This window comes from Actinocorallia sp. B10E7 (assembly GCF_039871655.1).
Taxonomy (GTDB): domain Bacteria; phylum Actinomycetota; class Actinomycetes; order Streptosporangiales; family Streptosporangiaceae; genus Actinocorallia.
In genome coordinates, this window is the sequence record NZ_JBDPLZ010000003.1 from 395,048 (window position 1) to 413,928 (window position 18,881).

Genomic DNA, 18,881 nt, shown 5'->3' on the forward strand with positions numbered 1-18,881 from the left:
GGTTGAACCGCTCCTCCTCGGCCGCCGCGACCGGGCGGCCGTCGACGACCGGCGCCGCCGGGTCGTGGAAGATCGTGTTGATTCCCAGGACTCGCATTCCTGTCCCCTCCTCACACCCGCGCCAGCTGCTCGGCGAACCACTCGATGGTGCGTTTCAGGCCCTCCTCGGGCGGGACGCGCGGCGTCCACCCCAGCAGCCGGCGCGCCAGGCCCACGTCCGGGCAGCGCACGCTGGGGTCGTCGGCGGGGCGCGGCACGAACTCGATCGGCGAGCGCGAACCGCTCAGCCTGCGGATCGTCTGGGCCAGGCGCAGGACGGTGGTCTCGGCCCCGTTGCCGATGTTGACCGGCCCCGGAGCGTCGTTGAAGGCCATCGCCAGGACGCCTGCGACGGTGTCGTCGACGTAGCAGATCGAGCGGGTCTGCGAGCCGTCCCCCGCCACCGTCAGCGGTTCCCCGGCCAGGGCCTGGCGGATGAAGGTGGGGATGGCGCGGCCGTCGTGCAGGCGCATCCTCGGCCCATAGGTGTTGAAGATCCGCACGATGCCGGTGTCGACGTCCCGGCTGTTGCGGTAGGCGGTCGTGAGCGCCTCGGCGTACCGTTTGGCCTCGTCGTAGACGCTGCGCGGCCCCACGGGGTTGACGTTGCCCCAGTAGTCCTCGCGCTGGGGGTGGCGCAGCGGGTCGCCGTAGACCTCGCTGGTGGAGGCCAGCACGAACCGGGCGCCCTTCTCGCGGGCCATGCCCAGGGCGTGCATCGTGCCGACCGCTCCGACCTTCAGGGTCTCCACCGGCAGTTTCATGTAGTCCACCGGGGAGGCGGCCGAGGCGAGGTGCAGGATCAGATCGACCGGCCCGGACACGTGCACGAAGTCCGTCACGTCGCACTCCACGACGTGGAAGCCGGGCCGTCCCAGCAGATGGGTGAGGTTGTGCGGGGTGCCGGTGAGGAAGTTGTCCATGCACGTCACCGACGCCCCGCGTTCCAGCAGCCGCTCGCACAGGTGCGAGCCCAGGAATCCGGCGCCTCCGGTGACGACGGCCCGCCGGATGGTCCGTCCGCTCATGCGTGCTCTCCTCCCGCGGCGTGGGCGCGCCGCACCAGATGGGTGGTGGATCGCCCTTCCAGATACGGCAGCAGCAGGACCTGGCCGCCGTGGCGGCGCACCAGCGGCGCCTCGGGCAGCTCCATCGGCCCGTAGTCGCCGCCCTTGACCCACAGGTCGGGGCGCAGCCGCTCCAGCAGCGCCATCGGCGTCTCCTCGTCGAAGGCCATGACGGCGTCGACGCAGCCCAGCGCGGACAGCACCCTGATGCGGTCCCGCTGGCCCATCACGGGCCGGCCCGGCCCCTTGAGGGCGCGGACGGAGGCGTCGGAGTTCAGGCACACCACCAGCAGGTCCCCCAGCCGGGCCGCCTGGTGCAGCAGGCTGATGTGGCCGGGGTGCAGCAGGTCGAAGCAGCCGCCGGTCGCCACGACCGTGCCGCCCTGCAGGCGGGCGCGGCGCACCAGCTCCCACGGGTCGTCGGCCGGGACGTTCTCGCGGCGGCCCGCCGGGGCGCCGGTGACGAACACCGAGGCGTGGTGGACGCCCTGCTCGACGGCCTCGGTCAGCAGCGCCCCCTCGGCCAGGGAGACCGCCGCCGCGGCGGCGAAGCAGTCGCCCGCGCCGCAGGTGTCGGGCTGGCCGGGCACATGCGGGGCGGGGACGAGGACGGGCGGCTGGTCGCCCGTCGACAGCAGCACGCCGTGCTCGCCCAGCGTCACGCCCACCCCGGCGGCCCGCCAGCGGGAGCGCAGCGCCGCGGCGTCCGTGGCGGCCTGGGCGTAGCCCCCGGGACGGGCGGTGGGAGCCGTGGCGGCCAGGACGCGGGCCTCCTGCCGGTTGGGCGTCACCAGACGCGCCCCCCGGACGGGCACCGCGCCGCGCGGATGCGGATCCCACACCACGGGCGCCTCGGCGGGCAGGACCTCCAGCAGCGCCCGCAGCACCGGATGGGCGGCCACGCCGCGCCCGTAGTCCGACACCAGCACCGCGCCGGCCTCCCGGACGGCCTCGGCGGCGGCGTCGGGCAGGCCGGTGCGCCCGTGCAGGCGCCCGTCCCCGCGATCGACGCGGACCAGGGGGCGGCCGTAGGTCATCAAGCGCGTCTTGCGGACCGTGCGCCCGGTCAGCGCCAAGCGCACCACCCGCACCCCTTGTCCTTCCAGCAGGTCCAACAGGGTCAGCGCGTCAGGGTCGTCGGTGTCGGCCAGCGCCGTCACCAGGACCACCTCGCGCGCCGAGGCCAGGCGGGCGGCCTGCCCGGCGGCCAGCCCCGCGCCGCCGGGCCGGGGGCGTTCAGCGGCCAGGTCCACCACGGGCACGGGCGCGTTCGGGGCCAGGCGCTCAGAGGTCCCCTGCAGGTCCACGTCCAGCAGCGTGTCGCCGACGACGACCAGCGGTCCGGCCCTCATGCGCGCACCACCACCCGGTGCGGGGAGAGCACGCGCTCGTCCACGACCGCGCACAGCAGGTGCACCACCGCCAGGTGGACCTCCTGGACGGTCGCCGTCGCCGGGGCGTCCACGCTCAGCGACTCCTGGCAGGCGGCGGCCAGCGGATTGGGCGCGGGCCCGGTCAGCGCCCAGGTGTGCAACCCTGCCCGGGCCGCGGTGTGCACCGCGCAGATGACGTTGCGGCTGGTGCCGCTGGTCGACAGCGCCAGCAGGATGTCGCCGGGGCGCCCGTGCGCGCGGACCTGCCTGGCGTACAGCTCCTCGGCGCCGTAGTCGTTGACGATCGCGGTGACCGCCGAGGCGTCGGTGTGCAGGGACAACGCCGAGAACGGGCGCCGCTCCCCCTGGTAGCGGCCGACGAGTTCGGCGGTCAGGTGCTGGGCCTGGGCGGCGCTGCCGCCGTTGCCGCAGGCCAGCAGCCGTCCGCCGGCCTGCAGCGTCTCGGCCAGGCGCCGCCCCCACCGCAGCAGCAGCGGGGTCTGGCCGCGGACCTGGGCCAGCGCGCTCTCCAGACGGGTCAGATGGTTGTCGATCATGACCTGGCCTCCCCGATCGGCACGGTGACCCGGGCGGCCACCCGGGCGTAGACGGCTTCGGTCCCCTCCGCGACGCGCTCCCAGGGGTAGAGGGCGCGGACCCGGCGGCTGACGCTCAGCACCCTGGACCGTCCACTCCGTGGAAACCGGTTCGGGGGGACCGGCGTCCACGTGTTCCACGGTGAAACCCCGGGTGTGGACGTTCTGTCCTCCCGCGTCCTCCCCGCCCAGAACTGCCAGCGGGCTGGCGTGTTCGGAGACCATGTGAATGAGCAAAGCTCCTCCTCGAGAGTCCGCAGGCGCCATACCCGAGTAGAATCCGAATTCGGCTTACTCAAACACATCAGGCCGGTAACGCCCTTTTTGTAGACATCGACACTCGCCATCCATCCTTCCCGGACATTAATTACAAAACACGGGAATAACAGTAAAGAAGACTTACCGTCTTTTCTCCTGTTTTAATGATCGGAAATTTATTCATCCAGCGTTTAAGTCGAAGGCGCAGGTGGAGGTGTAGAGATCTGCAAACTTCTCTAAGATCACCAAGGGCGTCACTTCGGTCTTCGTCCAAGAATCCGCATGACGGACCGGCGCGAGAACGGCCGCCATCCAGACCCCGAAGGCCGCCGAGACCGGCGGGAGTTCAGCGGTCCTGCAGGTCGTCCAGCATCAGACCGAGCCCGATGGACAGCAGCCACAGGTCCTTGGCGAGCGACAGGCCCGCCTGGGTGGGGCGCAGGCCGCCCTCCTCCCGCATGCCCGGGGTGCGCAGGTACAGGCCGGTCAGACCGCCGGCGAACCCGGTGAGAGCCGCTCCCGCCACCAGCGAGGGGACGAACGGAGCCAAGAGCACCGCGCCGAGGGCGATCTCACCGGCCGACAGCAGCCGGACGAACTCCCGCGGATCCCGGTCCTTGAGAAAGGGATAGGCGCCCGCCGCCATGGCGTGCACGCCTTCGGCCGTCTGCTCGTCGGCTCCTCGTTTGCCGATCCCGGAATTGAGGATGAACAGTCCGGTGACCAGCCGGGCGGGGATCTGATGCAGGCGTACCGGGATTCTCATGCTTCCTCACAGCGGCAGAAGGTGACGATCCTGACAGATCTCCTTCCCTGCCCTCTCATCCCACATCCCACGCGGAACCCAGTCTTGACCGCCGCCCCCCGCAAACAATCTCTTTCCTTTTCAGAAAGGGAACTGCCGCGAGCCCGCGCGGTGCCCGGAGCGGAAGACCGGGGTGAAGGGAATCGGGCAGCGCCCGGCCCGGGCGCACTCCACCAGGTCCGCACAACCCGCCTCGATCGTCCGCCGCAGCGCGTCGGAGATCACCGTCAGGTCCGCGACGCGCTCCTCGACCTCGATCAGCTTCACCCGGGCCCGCTCGCCAGCCCGCCGTCGCGGCGGCGGCGGCGGCCGCCCGCGGCCCCCCAGCAGGTCGGCGACCTCCTCCAGCGTGAACCTCAGCCGCTGCGCCGCCTTGACCACGCACCGGCGGCGTCGGCTACCCGCGCTCGAACAAGGTGCCGAGCGCGGTGAACGCCTCGATGTAGTGCTCCGCCGGTGAGCGCACGGCGCCCTCCTCCAGCCAGCGCTCGGTGGCCAGCCTCGTGGCGCACAGCACGGTCCCCGCGGTGAGCCGTGCGGTGAGGTTCCTGTCGCCGGCTCCGGTGCAGCGGGCTTCGAGGGCGGGGGCCAGCGCCCGCTCCCAGGTGAGCTGTTCGGCGTTGGCCAAGGTGTGGACGGCGGGTGCCTCGGTCCGGATGCGCGCCTCGAGCCGGGTGACCTCGCGATAGCGGCTCCAGTCGGTGGTGATGTCGACGAACGCGTTGCACAGCGCGGTGAAGGGATCCTCCTCCGCGGGGCGCGCCTCGAGCGCGGTCAGCACCGCGTCGATCCACCCGTGGTGCAGGCCCGCTATGAAGCAGGCCTCCTTGGAGTCGAAGTAGCGGAAGAACGTCGAGCGGCTGATGTCGGCGCGTTCGCAGATGTCCTCCACCCGCACCGCGCGCATGCCGTGCTCGGCGACGAGCTTCACGGCGGCCTGAGCCGCCGCCAGGTACATGTGCCGCTTCTTGCGCTCGCGCAGTGAGCCTTTGATCGTGTCCACGCCTGAGATTGTAAGCATTGACACTAAGTCCCAATTGGTGCAAAGTCTCAGCCCAATGAGACGGAGGTCACTGGCCGCTTTGCCGGTGATCGTCCGTTCACCCCTCCGAGATGGAGCAGGAACGCATGAAGCACCTCACGCACTGGACCCGGCTGACCGGACTCCTCCTGGCCGGCTCTCTGGTCGCCACGGGCTGCGCCGACTCGTCGACCGACGGCGGTGACGGCGCCGGTGAGCTCGGCAAGAACGAGATCTACACCACCGGCCTCCTCCGGCAGTCCGACGCGGGCACGCCCGTCCAGGGCGGCGTCCTCACCGTGGCCGAGTACAGCGAGGCGCGGACCCTCGACCCGACCCAGGGCTACGCCAACGGCTCCGTCGGCGGCAGCGCGCTCGCGGCCGTCTACGACGCCCTCATGCGCTACGACTTCAAGGACCGCAGCTGGAAGCCCAAGCTCGCGGAGTCCCTCGCCAGCGACGACAACGTCACCTGGACGCTCAAGCTGCGCGAGGGCGTGAAGTTCGCCGACGGCACGCCCTACGACGCCGACGCCGTCATCGGCAGCCTGAGCCATTACATGAAGAAGTACGGCTACCAGTCGACCACGATGCTGGCCAACCAGACGAAGATGAAGAAGATCGACGACCGCACCGTCGAATTCACCAACGCCGGCCCGTGGGCGACCTTCCCGGCGATGCTCGCCGGCGGCCCCGGCATGATCATGGCGCCCTCGGCGTACAAGGACCCCAAGGCGTTCAAGCCCGTCGGCGCAGGCCCCTTCGAACTCGAGGCCTACAAGCCCGGCGAGGAGCTCGTGCTCAAGAGCCGGGCCGACTACTGGGACGGCAAGCCCCACCTGGAGAAGCTGCGCTTCGTGTGGCTCGGCGCCGACGACGCCAAGCTCGAGTCGCTGAAGTCCGGCGGGGTCGACTCGGCCTACCTCCGCAACGCCCAGACCACCGAGAAGGCGATCAAGGACGGCGCCGGCGGCATGATGTTCGTGGTCGGCGCGGGCAGCCAGATCACCATCAACACGCGCAAGGACCGGCCGGGCGCCGACAAGCGGGTCCGCCAGGCCATCCAGCTCGCCTTCGACAACAAGGCCTACGCCGAGCGCGCGCTGCAGGGCGCGGGCATCCCGAGCAAGAGCCTGTTCGCGGACAGCTCACCGTGGTCCACCGGCGTGAAGTACCCCGAAGTCGACCGCGAGGCCGCCAAGAAGCTCGTCACCGAGGCCAAGGCCGACGGCTGGGACGGCAAGGTCAGCTACCTCGCCGGCGGAGACCCCGCCTCCCAGCAGGCCGCCGTGCAGGTGGAGGCCCAGCTCGAGGCCGTGGGCTTCGACGTGACGATCGAGGGCAGCGCGAACATCGCCGACGGCACCAAGCGCCTCTACATCGACCACGACTTCGACCTGGCGCTCAGCGCGGCGAACGTGGGCGACGCCGACCCCTACAGCTCCCTGTACGAGGTCTACGCCTCGACCGGCACGACCAACCTCACCGGCTACGCCAACCCGGAGATGGACAAGCTGCTCGCCGAGCTGCGCGAGAACGGCGCCGACCCGGCCGCCGCCAAGAAGGCCCTCACCGGCATCGAGACGCTGATCCGCGACGACGCCCCCGTCGTCCAGGTGGCGCCGTCCGGCAACTTCCTGCCCTGGTCGAAGAACGTGCACGGCATCGTGCCGACCGTCCAGGAGATGGTCTTCTACGACAAGGCGTGGAAGAAGCAGTGACCGCCGACCCCTCACCCACCCCAGGAGGAGCGATGGGAATCCGCATCCACGTCCAGAGCATCTACACGCCCAGCATGCCGGGGTTCGGCGACGGCGGCTACGACGCCATCAACGATGGCGTCATGCGGCTGTACCGGCAGGTGCTGCGCCCCGACACCGAGGTGAGGCCGCAGTTCCTGCCCCGCTCGACCTACTACACCTCCCACGTCTACCTCGAGATGATCAACAACATCGAGGTGGTGCGCGGCGTCATCCAGGGCGAGCAGGACGGCTACGACGTCGCGTTCGTGCGCTGCGGCAACGACCCGGGCATCCGGGAGGCCCGCGAGATGGTGCGCTACCCCGTCGTCGGCATGACCGAGGCCGCGATGGCCTACGCCATGCAGCTCGGCTCGAAGTTCGCGCTGATCGGCGTCGACGAGAAGTCCGCGCCGATCGTGGAGCGCAACCTGCGCCTCTACGGCCTGGAGAACCGCGCCATCGCCGACCCCGCCCGCGTGCCGAAGGCCGAGGGCTGGGACGAGGGCCTCCACCACGCGCCCCGCTGGTTCACCGACACCGACTACGTCTTCGACAAGGTCGTGCCGGCGTTCGAGGAGTGCGCCAGGGGCGCGATCGAGGACGGCGCCGAGGTGATCGTGACCTCCTGCGCCCTCTACTCCGCCTTCACCCTCGCCGGCTACAACAAGGTCTCCGGCACCGAGGTGCCCGTGCTCGAGAGCGTCGCCGTCGGCATCAAGCAGGCCGAGATGATGGGCGACCTCCACAGGTCGCTGGGACTGACCACGAGCAAGCACCGCACCTACTTCAACTACCTCCAGCCGGAGATGCGCGACCAGCTGATGGCGCCGTTCTTCCCCGACCTCGCCGAGAAGGCCGCCGCGGCCCGGCAGGCCGAAGCCGACAAGTCCGCCTGACCCGGACGCATCTCCCCTACCGGCCTCATCCCCCGAGAAAGCAAGCTGCTCATGGGACTCAATCTCGCCACCGTCTTCGAAGCCGTCGCCCGGACGGTGCCCGACCGCCCCGCCATCTCCTGCGGTGACGTCACCCTCACCTACGCCGAGCTCGACCGGCGCGCCAACCGGCTGGCCCGCCACCTCATGGTCAACGGCATCGAGCCCGGCCAGCACGTCGGCGTCTACCTGCTCAACGGCGTGGAGTACGTCGAGGCGATGCTGGGCTGCTTCAAGGCTCGCGCGGTGCCGATCAACATCAACTACCGCTACACCGAGCACGAGCTGCTCTACCTGTTCGGCAACGCCCAGCTGCACGCCGTGGTCGCGGGCGCCGAGTACACCCCGCGGGTCGCGGCCGTGGCCGACCAGTGCGACAGGCTGCACCACGTGCTGGTCGTCGACGACGGCTCCGGCGTCCAGCCGGACCGGTGGCCCGGCGGCGTCACCGCGGCGCAGTACGAGGAGGCGCTCGCCGCCCACGACGGCTCCATGGGCCCGCGCGACGACCTCGGCCCCGACGACACGTTCGTGATCTACACCGGCGGCACGACCGGCATGCCCAAGGGCGTGGTGTGGCGGCACGAGGACTTCCACTTCGCGGCGCTGCTGGGCGGCAACCCCTACGGCGACCCCTACCGCTCGGTGGAGGAGGTCGTGGCCGCGCTCGACGGCGGCATTCCGCTGACCTACCTGATCAGCATGCCGCTCATGCACGGCGCGGCGTCGTACACGCTGTTCATGGGCCTGTTCGGCGGCGCCCACCTGGCGCTGCTGCGCACCTACGACCCGGTCGCGGTGCTGCGCGAGGTCGAGCGCCACAAGGTGCAGATCATCGGCCTGGTCGGCGACGCCCAGGCCCGGCCGCTGGCCGACGCGCTGCGCGAGCACAAGGACGAGTACGACCTCTCCTCGCTGTTCATCATCGGCTCCGGCGGGGCGATCCTGTCGGCGAGCACGCAGGCCGCCCTGCTCGAGCAGCTGCCCAACGTGATGATCCGCAACAGCTTCGGGGCCTCGGAGTCCGGCGCCGACGGCGTCGTCACCACCGGCGCGGACGGCAGGATGCGGCTGCAGCCCTCACCGGCCGTGCGGGTGATCGACGAGGACCTGCGCGACGTCGCCCCCGGGTCCGGCGAGCTCGGCCGGCTGGCCCGCAGCGGGCACGTGCCGCTGGCCTACTACAACGACCCCGACAAGACCCGGGAGACCTTCCCCGTCATCGACGGGGTGCGGTGGGTCGTCCTCGGCGACCTCGCCGAGGTCGAGGAGGACGGCTCGATCGTGGTGCACGGCCGCGGGTCGGGCTGCATCAACTCCGGCGGCGAGAAGGTCTTCCCCGAAGAGGTCGAGCAGACCCTCAAGTCGCACCCCGCCGTGATGGACGTGCTGGTCGCGGGTGTCCCGGACGAGAGGTTCGGCCAGCGCGTCGGGGCCGTGGTGGAGCTGCGCGAGGACGCCGAGGGCGTGGACGTCGAGAGCCTGCGGACGTGGTGCCGGGGACAGCTGGCCGGCTACAAGGTGCCCGCCCGCGTCGAGATCGTCGACCACGTCGTGCGCTCCCCGAGCGGCAAGGCGGACTACCGCTGGGCCGGCCGCGTCCTGGCGCCGGAGCCCGCTGACACCGGGACGGGCAAGCCGTGAATCCGCGTGCTGGACTGAACCGGCTCGGCGAGCTGGCCGCGGTCCTGCTGCTCGTCAGCTTCGGGGTGTTCTTCATGGTCACCCTGGTGCCGGGCGACCCCGCGGTCGCGATCCTGGGCAGCGGCAAGCCGCCGGAGATGTACGAGGCCCTGCGCGAGGAGCTCGGCCTCGACCAGTCCGTCCTCACGCGCTACTTCGACTGGCTGGGCGGCGTCCTGACCGGCGACCTCGGGCACTCGATCGTGCCGCCGCAGAGCGCGGTGTCCGACCGCATCCTCTCCGCGCTCCCGGTGAGCCTCGAGCTGGCCTTCCTCGGCCTGGTCGTGGCCGTCGTGCTGGCCGTCCCGCTGGCGATGTGGGCCGCGGCCAAGCCCGGAGGCACGGTCGACAGGCTGGTCGGCGCGAGCACGTTCGGTCTGCTGTCGGTGCCGTCGTTCCTCGCCGGCCTCCTGCTGATCATGCTCTTCGTCAACGAGCTCGGGCTCTTCCCGCGCTCGCAGTGGGTGCGGATGGGCGATTCCTTCACCGGCAACCTCGAGCATGCCTTCCTGCCGGTCCTGGTGATCGCGCTCAGCGAGGTCGCCGTCTTCACCCGCGTCCTGCGCAACGACCTGGTGGTGACGCTGCAGGAGGACTTCGTCCTGGCGTCGCGGGCCAAGGGCATGCCGCCGTGGCGGGTGATGGTCGGCGACGCCCTGCGCCCGTCCTCGTTCACCCTGGTGACCCTGCTCGGTATCAGCACCGGCCGCCTGATCGGCAGCACCGTGATCGTCGAGTACCTCTTCTCCCTGCCCGGGATGGGCTCGCTCGTGGTGACCTCCGCCCAGAACGGGGACTTCCCGGTCGTGCAGGGCGCGGTACTGGTGATCGCGTTCATCTACGTGGTCGTCAACACCGGGATCGACCTCTCCTACGGCCTGATCGACCCGAGGACCCGCCGTGTTCATGACTGACTCCTCCCCCCTGCGCGGCACGCCGCTGACGCGCGGGCAGATGACGCGCCGCGGCCTGGGGCGGCTCGCCCTGGGCGCGGCCCTCATCGCCGCCGTCCTCACGGTGGTCGAGGGCGTCCTCGGTCCGCTCGCGTTCCTCGCCGGGCTCGTGCTGGTCTGCACCGGCGCCGGCCGGCTCCTGTGGGCCTGGCGGCGCAGCAAGGTCGACCTGCTGTCGTGGCTGGCCCTGGCCTGGGTGGTCGGGCTGGGCGTCGTGGCGCTGCTCGCCCCGTGGCTGCCGCTGCCGGAGGGCCGCAACGCGACGGTCGCGCTGTCCGAGCCGATCTACCTCGAGCCGCTGAAGTTCTCCGACCACCCGCTCGGCACCAACGGGGCAGGTCTCGACATGCTCTCGCGCGCGGTCTTCGGCGCCCGGGCGTCGCTGATCATCTCGTTGACGGCCATCGTCATCGGCGTCGTGGTGGGCGGGCTCATCGGGGTCGTGGCCGGCTACGTCCGCAAAGGCACCGACCGCGGGATCGGGATCGTGACCAACGCGTTCCTCGCCGTGCCCCCGCTGATCCTGCTGGTGGCGCTCGCCGCGATCCTCGACCCCACGATGCGCAACATCGCCCTCGCGCTGTCCGTGCTCACCATCCCGAGCATGGTCCGCGTCGCGCGCGCCAACGCGATCGCCTTCGCCCAGCGCGAGTTCGTGCTGGCCGCCCGGGCGATCGGGGCGTCGCGGGCGCGGGTGATGCTGCGCGAACTGGTGCCCAACGTGGCCCTGCCGCTGATGTCGATGGCCATGGTGAGCATCTCGGCGCTGATCGTCGCCGAGTCGTCGTTGTCGTTCCTGGGTCTGGGCATCCCGCAGCCCGAGCCCACGTGGGGCAACATGATCTCCGAGGCGCAGTCCGGCACCACGATGTACGACCATCCGTTCATCGTGATCGTCCCCGGCGTCTTCCTGTTCCTGACCGTCTTCTCGTTCAACCTGCTGGGCGAGGAGGCCCAGCGGCGTTGGGACCCCAGGAGTGTGAAGCTGTGACCGCCGCATCTCTGCTGGAGGTCACCGACCTCCGGACGACGTTCCACACTCCGCGCGGCGACGTCACCGCCGTCGACGGGGTCTCCCTGACCCTGCGCGCCGGGGAGACGCTCGGCGTCGTCGGGGAGTCGGGTTCCGGCAAGTCGGTGCTGGGCCGCTCCCTGATGGGATTGATCGGCCAGGGGCCCACGACCACGATCAGCGGTCGGGTCACGCTGGCGGGCCACGACGTCCACGCCCTGCCGGCGCGCGAGCGCCGACGGCTGTGGGGTCCGACGGTCGCGATGGTCTTCCAGGACCCGATGACCTCGCTCAACCCGGTCAAGAAGATCGGCACCCACCTCGTCGAGGCGCTGCGCCTGCACCTTCGGCTCGACCGCAAGGCCGCCCGGGAGCGTTCCGTCGACCTGCTGCGCCAGGTCGGCATTCCCGAGCCCGCCCGGCGGCTCGACCAGTACCCCCACGAGCTGTCCGGCGGCATGCGTCAGCGCGTCGTCATCGCGATGGCGCTGGCGTGCGACCCCAAGCTGCTCATCGCCGACGAGCCCACCACCGCGCTCGACGTCACGGTGCAGAAGCAGATCCTCGACCTGCTCGCCCGGCTGGCCCGCGAACGGCAGATGGCGATCATCCTGGTCAGCCACGACCTCGGCGCGGTCGCCGGCCGCACCGACCGGGTGGCGGTGATGTACGCCGGACGGGTCGTGGAGACCTCCCGCACACTCGAGGTCTTCACCCGTCCGATACACCCCTATTCGGAGGCTCTGCTGGCCTCGATCCCACGGCTCGACGCCGCTCCCCACACACGTCTGCGGACCATCGAGGGTCGGCCGCCGGACCTGGTGTCCCCGCCGCCGGGGTGCCGGTTCGCGCCCCGCTGCACCCGGGCCGAGGACGTCTGCCGCACCGAGGCGCCGCGACTGCGCGGTCCGAGGCCCGCCGCCCCGCGGCACACGGCGGCCTGCCATCTGCCGCCGGCCGCCACCGCTCACGAGGAGGACTGATGGCTGGAAGCGGGAAGGCCCACCTGCGGCCCGGGCGCGACGCCGTCCTCGAGGTCGAGGATCTGGTCGTGGAGTTCCCGGTCGGCCGCGGCCAGGTCGTGCACGCCGTCTCCGGGCTCGACCTCGACCTGCTGCCCGGAGAGACGCTGGGCATCCTCGGCGAGTCGGGCTGCGGCAAGTCGACCGCCGGCCGCGCGATCATGCAGCTGCCGGCGCCGACCTCGGGCTCGGTGCGCTTCGACGGGGCGGAGCTGACCGGCCTGGGCGGCGGTGCCCTGCGCCGCGGGCGGGCGCGTCTGCAGATGATCATGCAGGATCCGATCTCGTCGCTGAACCCTCGCCGCAAGGTCAAGGATCTCGTCGCCGAGGGATTGTCGGTGTGGGGCTTCGACCCGGCCGACCACGAGGGGAAGAACAAGGAGACCGTGGTCCGCGAGCTGCTCGCCGCGGTCGGGCTGGAACCCGACGTGGTGTGGGACCGCCGGCCCCACGAGCTGTCCGGCGGCCAGTGCCAGCGGGTGTGCATCGCCCGCGCGCTGATGTTGCGGCCCAGGGTGCTCATCTGCGACGAGCCGGTCTCCAGCCTCGATGTGTCCGTCCAGGCCCAGATCCTCAACCTGCTGGAGGAGACCAAGGAGCGGTTCGGCCTCAGCATGGTGTTCATCGCCCACGACGTCTCGGTCGTGAAGAACATCAGCGACCGGGTCATGGTGCTCTACCTCGGCAAGGTCTGCGAGGTGCTGCCTTCGGAGGGCATGCACCTGCAGGCGGTGCACCCCTACACCCGGATGCTGCTCGCCTCGATCCCCGGCGAGGAGACCGAGGCCGACGCGGAGGCGTCGTCCGGCCCGGGCGCCCGGGCCGCCGAGCTGCCCTCCCCGCTGAACCCGCCGTCGGGCTGCCGCTTCCGCACCCGCTGTCCCCTGGCCACCGACCTGTGCGCCGCCGAGGAGCCCGTGCTGCGGGAACTCGCCTCCGGGCACGCCGTGGCCTGTCACCACGTGGAGTCGCCATGACCGTCTTCCAGGACCTGGACGCCACCGCGCTCGCCGCGGAGATCCGCGCGGGCCGCCTGTCGGCCGAGGAGGCCGTCCTGGCCTCGATCGAGCGCATCGAACAGCTCGATCCGGCTCTCAACGCCGTCGTGGCCGTCCGCTTCGACGAGGCGCTGGCCGAGGTCGACGCGGGGTTGCCCGACGGCCCGCTCACCGGCGTCCCGACGCTGGTGAAGTCCCTGGGTGCGGACGTGGCCGGGCTTCCACCACCCGCGGCTCCCGGCTGTGGGCCGACGACGTGCAGCACGCCGACTCCGAGCTGGTCCGCCGCTACCGGCGGGCGGGCCTGGTGGTGCTCGGCATGACCAACACCCCCGAGCTCGGCAAGAACGCGTCCACCGATCCCGACCTCCACGGCTCCACGCCCAATCCGCGCTCGCCCCGGCACACCGTCGGCGGGTCCAGCGGCGGGTCGGCGGCGGCGGTGGCGTCCGGGATGGTGCCGGTCGCCCACGCCAACGACGGCGGCGGCTCCATCAGGATCCCCGCGGTCGTCAACGGGCTTTTCGGCCTCAAACCGTCCCGCGGCCGGGTCTCGCCCGCGCCCTACCCCTCGTCCTTCGCCGCCCCCAACGGCGTCCAGCACGCCCTCACGCGCACGGTCCGCGACAGCGCCCTGCTCCTCGACGTGGCCGCCGGCTCGCTGGCCGGCGACGTGTTCGGCTTCGGGGCCCGCGATGACGCGCTGCGCACCGGTCCGGGTGGGGGCGGGCCGTTCAGCGAGGCCGTGCGGCGCGAGCCCGGGCGGCTGCGCGTCGGGCTGATCGAGAGCCTCCGCAACGGCCCCGACGTCGACCCCGAATGCCTCGCCGCCGTGCGCGGCGCCGCCGGCCTGCTGGAGTCGCTCGGCCACGAGGTGTCGCCGGTGGCGGCGCCGTGGGACAGCACGCACGTCGCGGCCACGTCCGGCCTGCTGATGGGCGTCTCGCTCGTCGGCGCGGTCGACGACCGCCTCGCCCGGCTCGGACGGGAGCTGCGCGAGGACGACCTCGAACCGTTCACCCGGGTGCTGCTCGACCACTACCGCGCGACCACCGGGCCCCGGCTGCACGAGGCGCTCGAGGCGGTCCAGCTGATCGCCTGGCAGGTCGGCTCCGCCTTCGACGACGTCGACGTGCTGCTCTCGCCGGTGATGTGCGTGCCGACCCCCGAGATCGGCTTCTGGGACACCCGGCGGCCCGAGACCATGTACGAGCGGGGCGTGCTGTCCTCGGCGTTCACGACTGTGTTCAACCTCTCCGGCATGCCGGCCATGGCGGTTCCCCACGGCACGGACTCCCGCGGCCTGCCCATCGGCTTCCAGGCCGCCGCGCCGCTGGGCCGCGAGGACGTGCTCCTGTCGCTGGCCGCGCAGGTCGAGCGGGCCGCCCCCTGGCCGTTGCTGGCCGACCTCGCCTGATCGGGTCAGGAACCGCCCATCATTCACCCAAGACGGAGGCGGGGAGCGCTCAGGCGGGTGGGCTGCGGGGACATGCCTGAATATGAGGGTGGTACGCCCGGTCCGGGGTCTTTACGCCGCTCGCGAGGGGAGGCCGTGTGGACATGCCACACGATGACACCGCAGAGAGGATCATCGAGATCGCGTCCCGGTTCTTCTCCGATCTCGGTTATGACGGGACCAGCCTCCAGATGATCGCGGACGCCGTCGGCATGCCCCCGGAGAGAATCCAGAAAATGGTGGGCAACAAGAAGGAGCTGTACATCCGGGTCGCGGAGGTCAACCAGAAAAGGCAGTTCGAGGCCCTGGAGGACCTGGCCCGGGACCACACCCCGGACGCGGCGGGGATCAAGCGAATCGCCGACCTCTACCTCCAGTACGTCATCGATCATCCCGAGCATTCGATGCTCTGGATACAGCGGTGGCTGTCGGACGCCGCCGATCTCGCCGAGATGGAGCACCTCTTCAGAGCTCCGATCGTCACCGCGGTCAATCGCCTGGTGTCCACCTCCTTCAAGCCGGGGGTGGATCCGGTGTACGCCATGTGGATGGTGATCTGGTCCATCGAGAGCTTTCTGCACGGCGGCATCGTCGAGGAGGACGGAGAGACGCACAGGGCCGACGACCCACGGAGCAGGGAGCGCTTCCTGCGGCACCTCCACGCCTACATAGACCTGGTGGCCCGCTGAGCGCGGAGCCGATCGACCGGTAGAGGCCGGTGCGCCCCCATCGCCTCACCCACAATGAATATATTGACACTATGTCGCAATTGATGCAGAGTCTCTGCTGAGCGCGGCGCCGGTTCTCCGACGCGCCCGACGAGGGAGCAACGCTCCGATCAACCCATCCCGCCTGCTGAGGAGACCCCCATGGACGCTGAACGCTTGAAGTCGCTTTTCGACCTGTCGGGGCGGGTCGCCGTCGTCACCGGCGGCACGCGGGGCATCGGACGGGCGATCGCCGAGGGCTTCGCCGCCGCCGGAGCGAGCGTCGTGGTGGCCAGCCGCAAGCCCGAGGCCTGCGCCGAGACCGAAGCGCACCTCAAGGCGATGGGCGGATCCGCCCTCGGCGTCCCCACCCACCTGGGCGACCTCGACTCCCTGGACTCCCTCGTGACGCGCACCACCGAGACCTTCGGCGGGCTCGACATCCTGGTCAACAACGCCGCCAACCCGCTGGCGCTGCCGATCGGGTCGTTCACCCCCGAGGCGTTCGCCAAGTCCCAGGACGTCAACGTCCGCGGCCCGGTCTTCCTGGTGCAGCGGGCGCTGGAGCACCTCACCGCCAGCCCGCACGCCTCGGTCATCAACGTCATCTCCGCAGGCGCGTTCATCTTCTCCCCGTACCTGTCGATGTACGCCGCGGCCAAGGCGGCGATGATGTCCTACACGCGTTCGATGGCCGCCGAGTTCGCCCACCTGGGCATCCGCGTCAACGCGCTGGCGCCGGGCACCGTGGACACCGACATGGTCCGCAACAACTCGCCCGAGGCGCAGGAGCACATGGCAGCGGCCAGCCTGCAGAAGCGCATGGCGCACCCGGACGAGATGGTCGGCCCCGCGCTGTTCCTGGCCTCCGACGCCTCCAGCTTCGTCACCGGACAGGCAGTGATCGCCGACGGCGGCCTGGTGGCCCGCTGACCGCGGGCACCTGCGACAAGACACCACCGCCGGCCCGACCCGCCGGTACGACACAGAAAGCGATGTGAAGTAAGCGATGGGTATCGCTCTCAGCGAAGAACACCGGGAACTGGCCGCCACCACGCGCGCCTTCCTGAGCGCGCAGGGCGCACGTGAGGCGTGCCGGGCGCTGCTGGAGGCCGAGGAGGAGACGCTTCCGGGCTTCTGGAAGGCGTTCGCGGAGCTCGGACTGCTCGGCGTGCACCTGCCCGAGGAGTCCGGCGGCGGCGGATTCGGGCTGCCGGAGCTGGTGGTGGTACTCGAAGAGCTCGGCCGCGCGGTCGCCCCCGGCCCGGTGCTCCCGACCACCGCGGCCTCCGCGGTGATCGCGGCCAAGGGCGGCCAGGAGCTCCGCGCCCGGCTGCTGCCCCCGCTGGCCGAGGGGACGACGGTCGGGGCCGTCGGGCTCAGCGGCGCCGACCTGGCGCTCGAGCGGGACGCGGCGGGCACCCGGACCCTGACCGGCCGGTCCGGGGTCGTCCTGGGCGGTGCCGCGGCCCGGCACATCCTCGTCGCGGTCGGCGACGACATGGTGGTGGTCCCGGTGGACGCGGCCGGGGTGACCGCCGAGATCCCGGCGCCGCTGGACTGGTCGCGCCGCTCGGCCCGGTTCCGTTTCGACGGCGTCGCCGTCGCCGACGACGCGATGCTGCCCGGCGCCCGCCCCTACGCCGAGGCGGTGCTCCGGACGCTGGCGGCGGCCGAGGCGACCGGCGGCGCGCAGGAGTGCCTGGAGGCCGCGACCGGCTACGCCAAGGTCCGCGAGCAGTTCGGCCGCACCATCGGGACGTTCCAGGCGGTGAAGCACCACCTGGCGAACATGCTGGTGTCCGCCGAGACCGCCACCGCGGCGGTGTGGGACGCCGCACGCGCCGCCGAAGGGCCCGAAGAGGAGTTCGCGCTGGCCGCCGCGGCCGCCGCGACCATCGCGATGCCCGCCTTCGCCGACAACGCCGACCTCAACATCCAGATCCACGGCGGGATCGGCTACACCTGGGAGCACGACGCCCACCTGCTGTCGCGCCGCGCCGCGTCCCTGAAGGCGGTCCTCTCCCCGGCGGCCTCCGCCGCCGACGTCACCCGGCTCAGCATGGCCGGCGTCACCCGCGCCGTCTCCCTCGACCTGCCGCCCGAGGCCGAGCTGGCCCGCCCCGGGATCCGCGCGTTCGCGCGGGAACTGGCGGCGCTGCCGGCCGAGGAGCAGCGCGAGAGACTCGTCGACACCGGCCACCTGCAGCCGCACTGGCCGGCGCCGTGGGGCATCGGTGCCGACGCCGGGCTCCAGCTCGTCATCGAGGAGGAGTTCCGGGACGCCGGCGTCACGGTCCCCAACCTCATGATCACCGGATGGGTGGTGCTGACCCTCATCCAGAACGGCACCGAGGAGCAGGTCTCCCGCTGGGCCCGCCACGCCCTGCGCGGCGAGCACATCTGGTGCCAGCTGTTCAGCGAGCCCGACGCCGGCTCGGACGCGGCCGCGGTGCGCACCCGCGGGCAGCGCGTCGAGGGCGGCTGGAAGGTCAACGGCCAGAAGATCTGGACCAGCAACGCGCACAAGTCCCGCTACGGCCTGGCCACCGTGCGCACCGACTCCTCGGCCGGCAAGCACGCCGGGATCACCACCATGGTCATCGACATGCAGGCCCCGGGCGTCGAGGTGCGGCCGCTGCGCCACATCACCGGGGAGCTCTACTTCAGCGAGGTGTTCTTCACCGACCTGTTCGTCCCCGACGCCGACGTGGTGGGCGAGCCCGGCCAGGGCTGGAAGGTCGCACGCGCCACCCTGGGCAACGAGCGGGTCAGTCTGGGCGGCGGCGTCGGCGGCGTGGACGCCGCGCAGCTCTTCGAGGCCTACCGGCACCTGCCCGGCCGGATCCCCGCCGCGGAGGTCCGCCTGGGCCGGCACGCCGCGGAGGAGATCACTCTCGGGCTGCTGAACCTGCGCCGCGCGGTCCGCGCCGTGGACGGCGGCGGGCCCGGCCCCGAAGGCAACATCACCAAACTCGCGGGCGCCGAACACGGCCAGCGCACCGCCGCCCTGTTCGCCGAACTCGTCGGCGAGGACCTGGCCTTCGCCGAGGGGTTCGGCGGCGACGCCTCCAGGTTCCTGCTCGGCACCCGGGCGCTGACCATCGCCGGAGGCACCTCCGAGATCAGCCGCAACCAGATCGCCGAACGCATCCTCGGCCTGCCGCGCGACCCCCTCGCCGGCTGACCCGACGACAGTACTCACACCTCGTGA

19 protein-coding genes are annotated in these 18,881 nt (G+C 71.5%); 12 read left to right on the forward strand and 7 right to left on the reverse strand.

What is annotated here, in order from left to right; genetic code table 11:
• Positions 1-110: 110 nt before the first annotated feature.
• The 7 genes from ABGB12_RS11710 to ABGB12_RS11740 form a co-directional block, all read right to left on the reverse strand.
• On the reverse strand, positions 111-1,067 hold the full coding sequence (locus ABGB12_RS11710; RefSeq protein WP_347676880.1) for a UDP-glucuronic acid decarboxylase family protein: 957 nt from the start codon (positions 1,065-1,067) through the stop codon (positions 111-113).
• A complete protein-coding gene (locus tag ABGB12_RS11715) occupies positions 1,064-2,458 on the reverse strand; it encodes a PfkB family carbohydrate kinase (RefSeq protein ID WP_347676882.1) in 1,395 nt (464 codons plus the stop codon). The genes ABGB12_RS11710 and ABGB12_RS11715 overlap by 4 nt, the downstream gene beginning before the upstream one ends.
• Entirely contained in the window at positions 2,455-3,036 is a 582-nt protein-coding gene (locus ABGB12_RS11720; RefSeq protein WP_347677711.1) for an SIS domain-containing protein, read from the reverse strand. The genes ABGB12_RS11715 and ABGB12_RS11720 overlap by 4 nt, the downstream gene beginning before the upstream one ends.
• On the reverse strand, positions 3,033-3,158 hold the full coding sequence (locus tag ABGB12_RS11725) for a hypothetical protein (protein ID WP_347677739.1): 126 nt from the start codon (positions 3,156-3,158) through the stop codon (positions 3,033-3,035). Before ABGB12_RS11725 ends, ABGB12_RS11720 begins: the two co-directional genes overlap by 4 nt.
• A gap of 521 nt (positions 3,159-3,679) precedes the next feature.
• On the reverse strand, positions 3,680-4,099 hold the full coding sequence (locus ABGB12_RS11730) for a hypothetical protein (protein WP_347676884.1): 420 nt from the start codon (positions 4,097-4,099) through the stop codon (positions 3,680-3,682).
• A gap of 120 nt (positions 4,100-4,219) precedes the next feature.
• Positions 4,220-4,519, reverse strand: coding sequence for a MerR family DNA-binding protein (locus ABGB12_RS11735; protein ID WP_347676886.1), 300 nt, complete (start codon positions 4,517-4,519; stop codon positions 4,220-4,222).
• 16 nt (positions 4,520-4,535) lie between these two features.
• Entirely contained in the window at positions 4,536-5,141 is a 606-nt protein-coding gene (locus ABGB12_RS11740) for a TetR family transcriptional regulator (RefSeq protein ID WP_347676888.1), read from the reverse strand.
• 125 nt (positions 5,142-5,266) lie between these two features.
• Here ABGB12_RS11740 and ABGB12_RS11745 point away from each other — a divergent pair, with 125 nt between their 5' ends.
• The 12 genes from ABGB12_RS11745 to ABGB12_RS11800 all read left to right on the forward strand — a co-directional run bounded on the left by ABGB12_RS11745 (position 5,267) and on the right by ABGB12_RS11800 (position 18,854).
• Positions 5,267-6,880 (forward strand): ABC transporter substrate-binding protein, encoded by a 1,614-nt coding sequence (locus ABGB12_RS11745; RefSeq protein ID WP_347676890.1) that lies wholly within the window; start codon positions 5,267-5,269, stop codon positions 6,878-6,880.
• A gap of 32 nt (positions 6,881-6,912) precedes the next feature.
• The gene (locus ABGB12_RS11750) at positions 6,913-7,797 is read left to right on the forward strand and encodes an aspartate/glutamate racemase family protein (RefSeq protein WP_347676892.1); all 885 of its coding nucleotides are present in this window, start codon (positions 6,913-6,915) and stop codon (positions 7,795-7,797) included.
• Positions 7,798-7,848: 51 nt separating this feature from the next.
• Positions 7,849-9,480, forward strand: coding sequence for an acyl-CoA synthetase (locus ABGB12_RS11755; RefSeq protein WP_347676894.1), 1,632 nt, complete (start codon positions 7,849-7,851; stop codon positions 9,478-9,480).
• Complete coding sequence (locus ABGB12_RS11760) at positions 9,477-10,433, forward strand: ABC transporter permease (RefSeq protein WP_347676896.1); 957 nt, start codon at positions 9,477-9,479, stop codon at positions 10,431-10,433. The genes ABGB12_RS11755 and ABGB12_RS11760 overlap by 4 nt, the downstream gene beginning before the upstream one ends.
• Positions 10,426-11,463, forward strand: a complete 1,038-nt coding sequence (locus tag ABGB12_RS11765; RefSeq protein ID WP_347676898.1) for an ABC transporter permease — start codon at positions 10,426-10,428, stop codon at positions 11,461-11,463. Before ABGB12_RS11760 ends, ABGB12_RS11765 begins: the two co-directional genes overlap by 8 nt.
• A complete protein-coding gene (locus ABGB12_RS11770; protein ID WP_347676900.1) occupies positions 11,460-12,467 on the forward strand; it encodes an ABC transporter ATP-binding protein in 1,008 nt (335 codons plus the stop codon). The genes ABGB12_RS11765 and ABGB12_RS11770 overlap by 4 nt, the downstream gene beginning before the upstream one ends.
• A complete protein-coding gene (locus ABGB12_RS11775; RefSeq protein WP_347676902.1) occupies positions 12,467-13,483 on the forward strand; it encodes an oligopeptide/dipeptide ABC transporter ATP-binding protein in 1,017 nt (338 codons plus the stop codon). Before ABGB12_RS11770 ends, ABGB12_RS11775 begins: the two co-directional genes overlap by 1 nt.
• Positions 13,480-13,827: a hypothetical protein gene (locus ABGB12_RS11780; protein ID WP_347676904.1), complete on the forward strand. Its 348-nt coding sequence runs from the start codon at positions 13,480-13,482 to the stop codon at positions 13,825-13,827. Before ABGB12_RS11775 ends, ABGB12_RS11780 begins: the two co-directional genes overlap by 4 nt.
• Positions 13,761-14,921: an amidase gene (locus ABGB12_RS11785; protein ID WP_347676906.1), complete on the forward strand. Its 1,161-nt coding sequence runs from the start codon at positions 13,761-13,763 to the stop codon at positions 14,919-14,921. The genes ABGB12_RS11780 and ABGB12_RS11785 overlap by 67 nt, the downstream gene beginning before the upstream one ends.
• A gap of 143 nt (positions 14,922-15,064) precedes the next feature.
• A complete protein-coding gene (locus tag ABGB12_RS11790) occupies positions 15,065-15,649 on the forward strand; it encodes a TetR/AcrR family transcriptional regulator (protein ID WP_347676908.1) in 585 nt (194 codons plus the stop codon).
• A 180-nt stretch (positions 15,650-15,829) separates the two neighbouring features.
• The gene (locus ABGB12_RS11795; RefSeq protein WP_347676910.1) at positions 15,830-16,600 is read left to right on the forward strand and encodes a glucose 1-dehydrogenase; all 771 of its coding nucleotides are present in this window, start codon (positions 15,830-15,832) and stop codon (positions 16,598-16,600) included.
• A 76-nt stretch (positions 16,601-16,676) separates the two neighbouring features.
• Positions 16,677-18,854, forward strand: a complete 2,178-nt coding sequence (locus ABGB12_RS11800; protein ID WP_347676912.1) for an acyl-CoA dehydrogenase — start codon at positions 16,677-16,679, stop codon at positions 18,852-18,854.
• Positions 18,855-18,881: the final 27 nt, after the last annotated feature.

What these genes read in the sequence shown, in the direction of transcription:
- ABGB12_RS11710 (WP_347676880.1), bottom strand. Translation starts at nt 1,067, where the DNA reads ATGAGCGGACGGACCATCCGGCGGGCCGTCGTCACCGGAGGCGCCGGA.
- ABGB12_RS11715 (WP_347676882.1), bottom strand. Translation starts at nt 2,458, where the DNA reads ATGAGGGCCGGACCGCTGGTCGTCGTCGGCGACACGCTGCTGGACGTG.
- ABGB12_RS11720 (WP_347677711.1), bottom strand. Translation starts at nt 3,036, where the DNA reads ATGATCGACAACCATCTGACCCGTCTGGAGAGCGCGCTGGCCCAGGTC.
- ABGB12_RS11730 (WP_347676884.1), bottom strand. Translation starts at nt 4,099, where the DNA reads ATGAGAATCCCGGTACGCCTGCATCAGATCCCCGCCCGGCTGGTCACC.
- ABGB12_RS11745 (WP_347676890.1), top strand. Translation starts at nt 5,267, where the DNA reads ATGAAGCACCTCACGCACTGGACCCGGCTGACCGGACTCCTCCTGGCC.
- ABGB12_RS11750 (WP_347676892.1), top strand. Translation starts at nt 6,913, where the DNA reads ATGGGAATCCGCATCCACGTCCAGAGCATCTACACGCCCAGCATGCCG.
- ABGB12_RS11755 (WP_347676894.1), top strand. Translation starts at nt 7,849, where the DNA reads ATGGGACTCAATCTCGCCACCGTCTTCGAAGCCGTCGCCCGGACGGTG.
- ABGB12_RS11765 (WP_347676898.1), top strand. Translation starts at nt 10,426, where the DNA reads ATGACTGACTCCTCCCCCCTGCGCGGCACGCCGCTGACGCGCGGGCAG.
- ABGB12_RS11775 (WP_347676902.1), top strand. Translation starts at nt 12,467, where the DNA reads ATGGCTGGAAGCGGGAAGGCCCACCTGCGGCCCGGGCGCGACGCCGTC.
- ABGB12_RS11780 (WP_347676904.1), top strand. Translation starts at nt 13,480, where the DNA reads ATGACCGTCTTCCAGGACCTGGACGCCACCGCGCTCGCCGCGGAGATC.
- ABGB12_RS11790 (WP_347676908.1), top strand. Translation starts at nt 15,065, where the DNA reads ATGCCACACGATGACACCGCAGAGAGGATCATCGAGATCGCGTCCCGG.
- ABGB12_RS11795 (WP_347676910.1), top strand. Translation starts at nt 15,830, where the DNA reads ATGGACGCTGAACGCTTGAAGTCGCTTTTCGACCTGTCGGGGCGGGTC.
- ABGB12_RS11800 (WP_347676912.1), top strand. Translation starts at nt 16,677, where the DNA reads ATGGGTATCGCTCTCAGCGAAGAACACCGGGAACTGGCCGCCACCACG.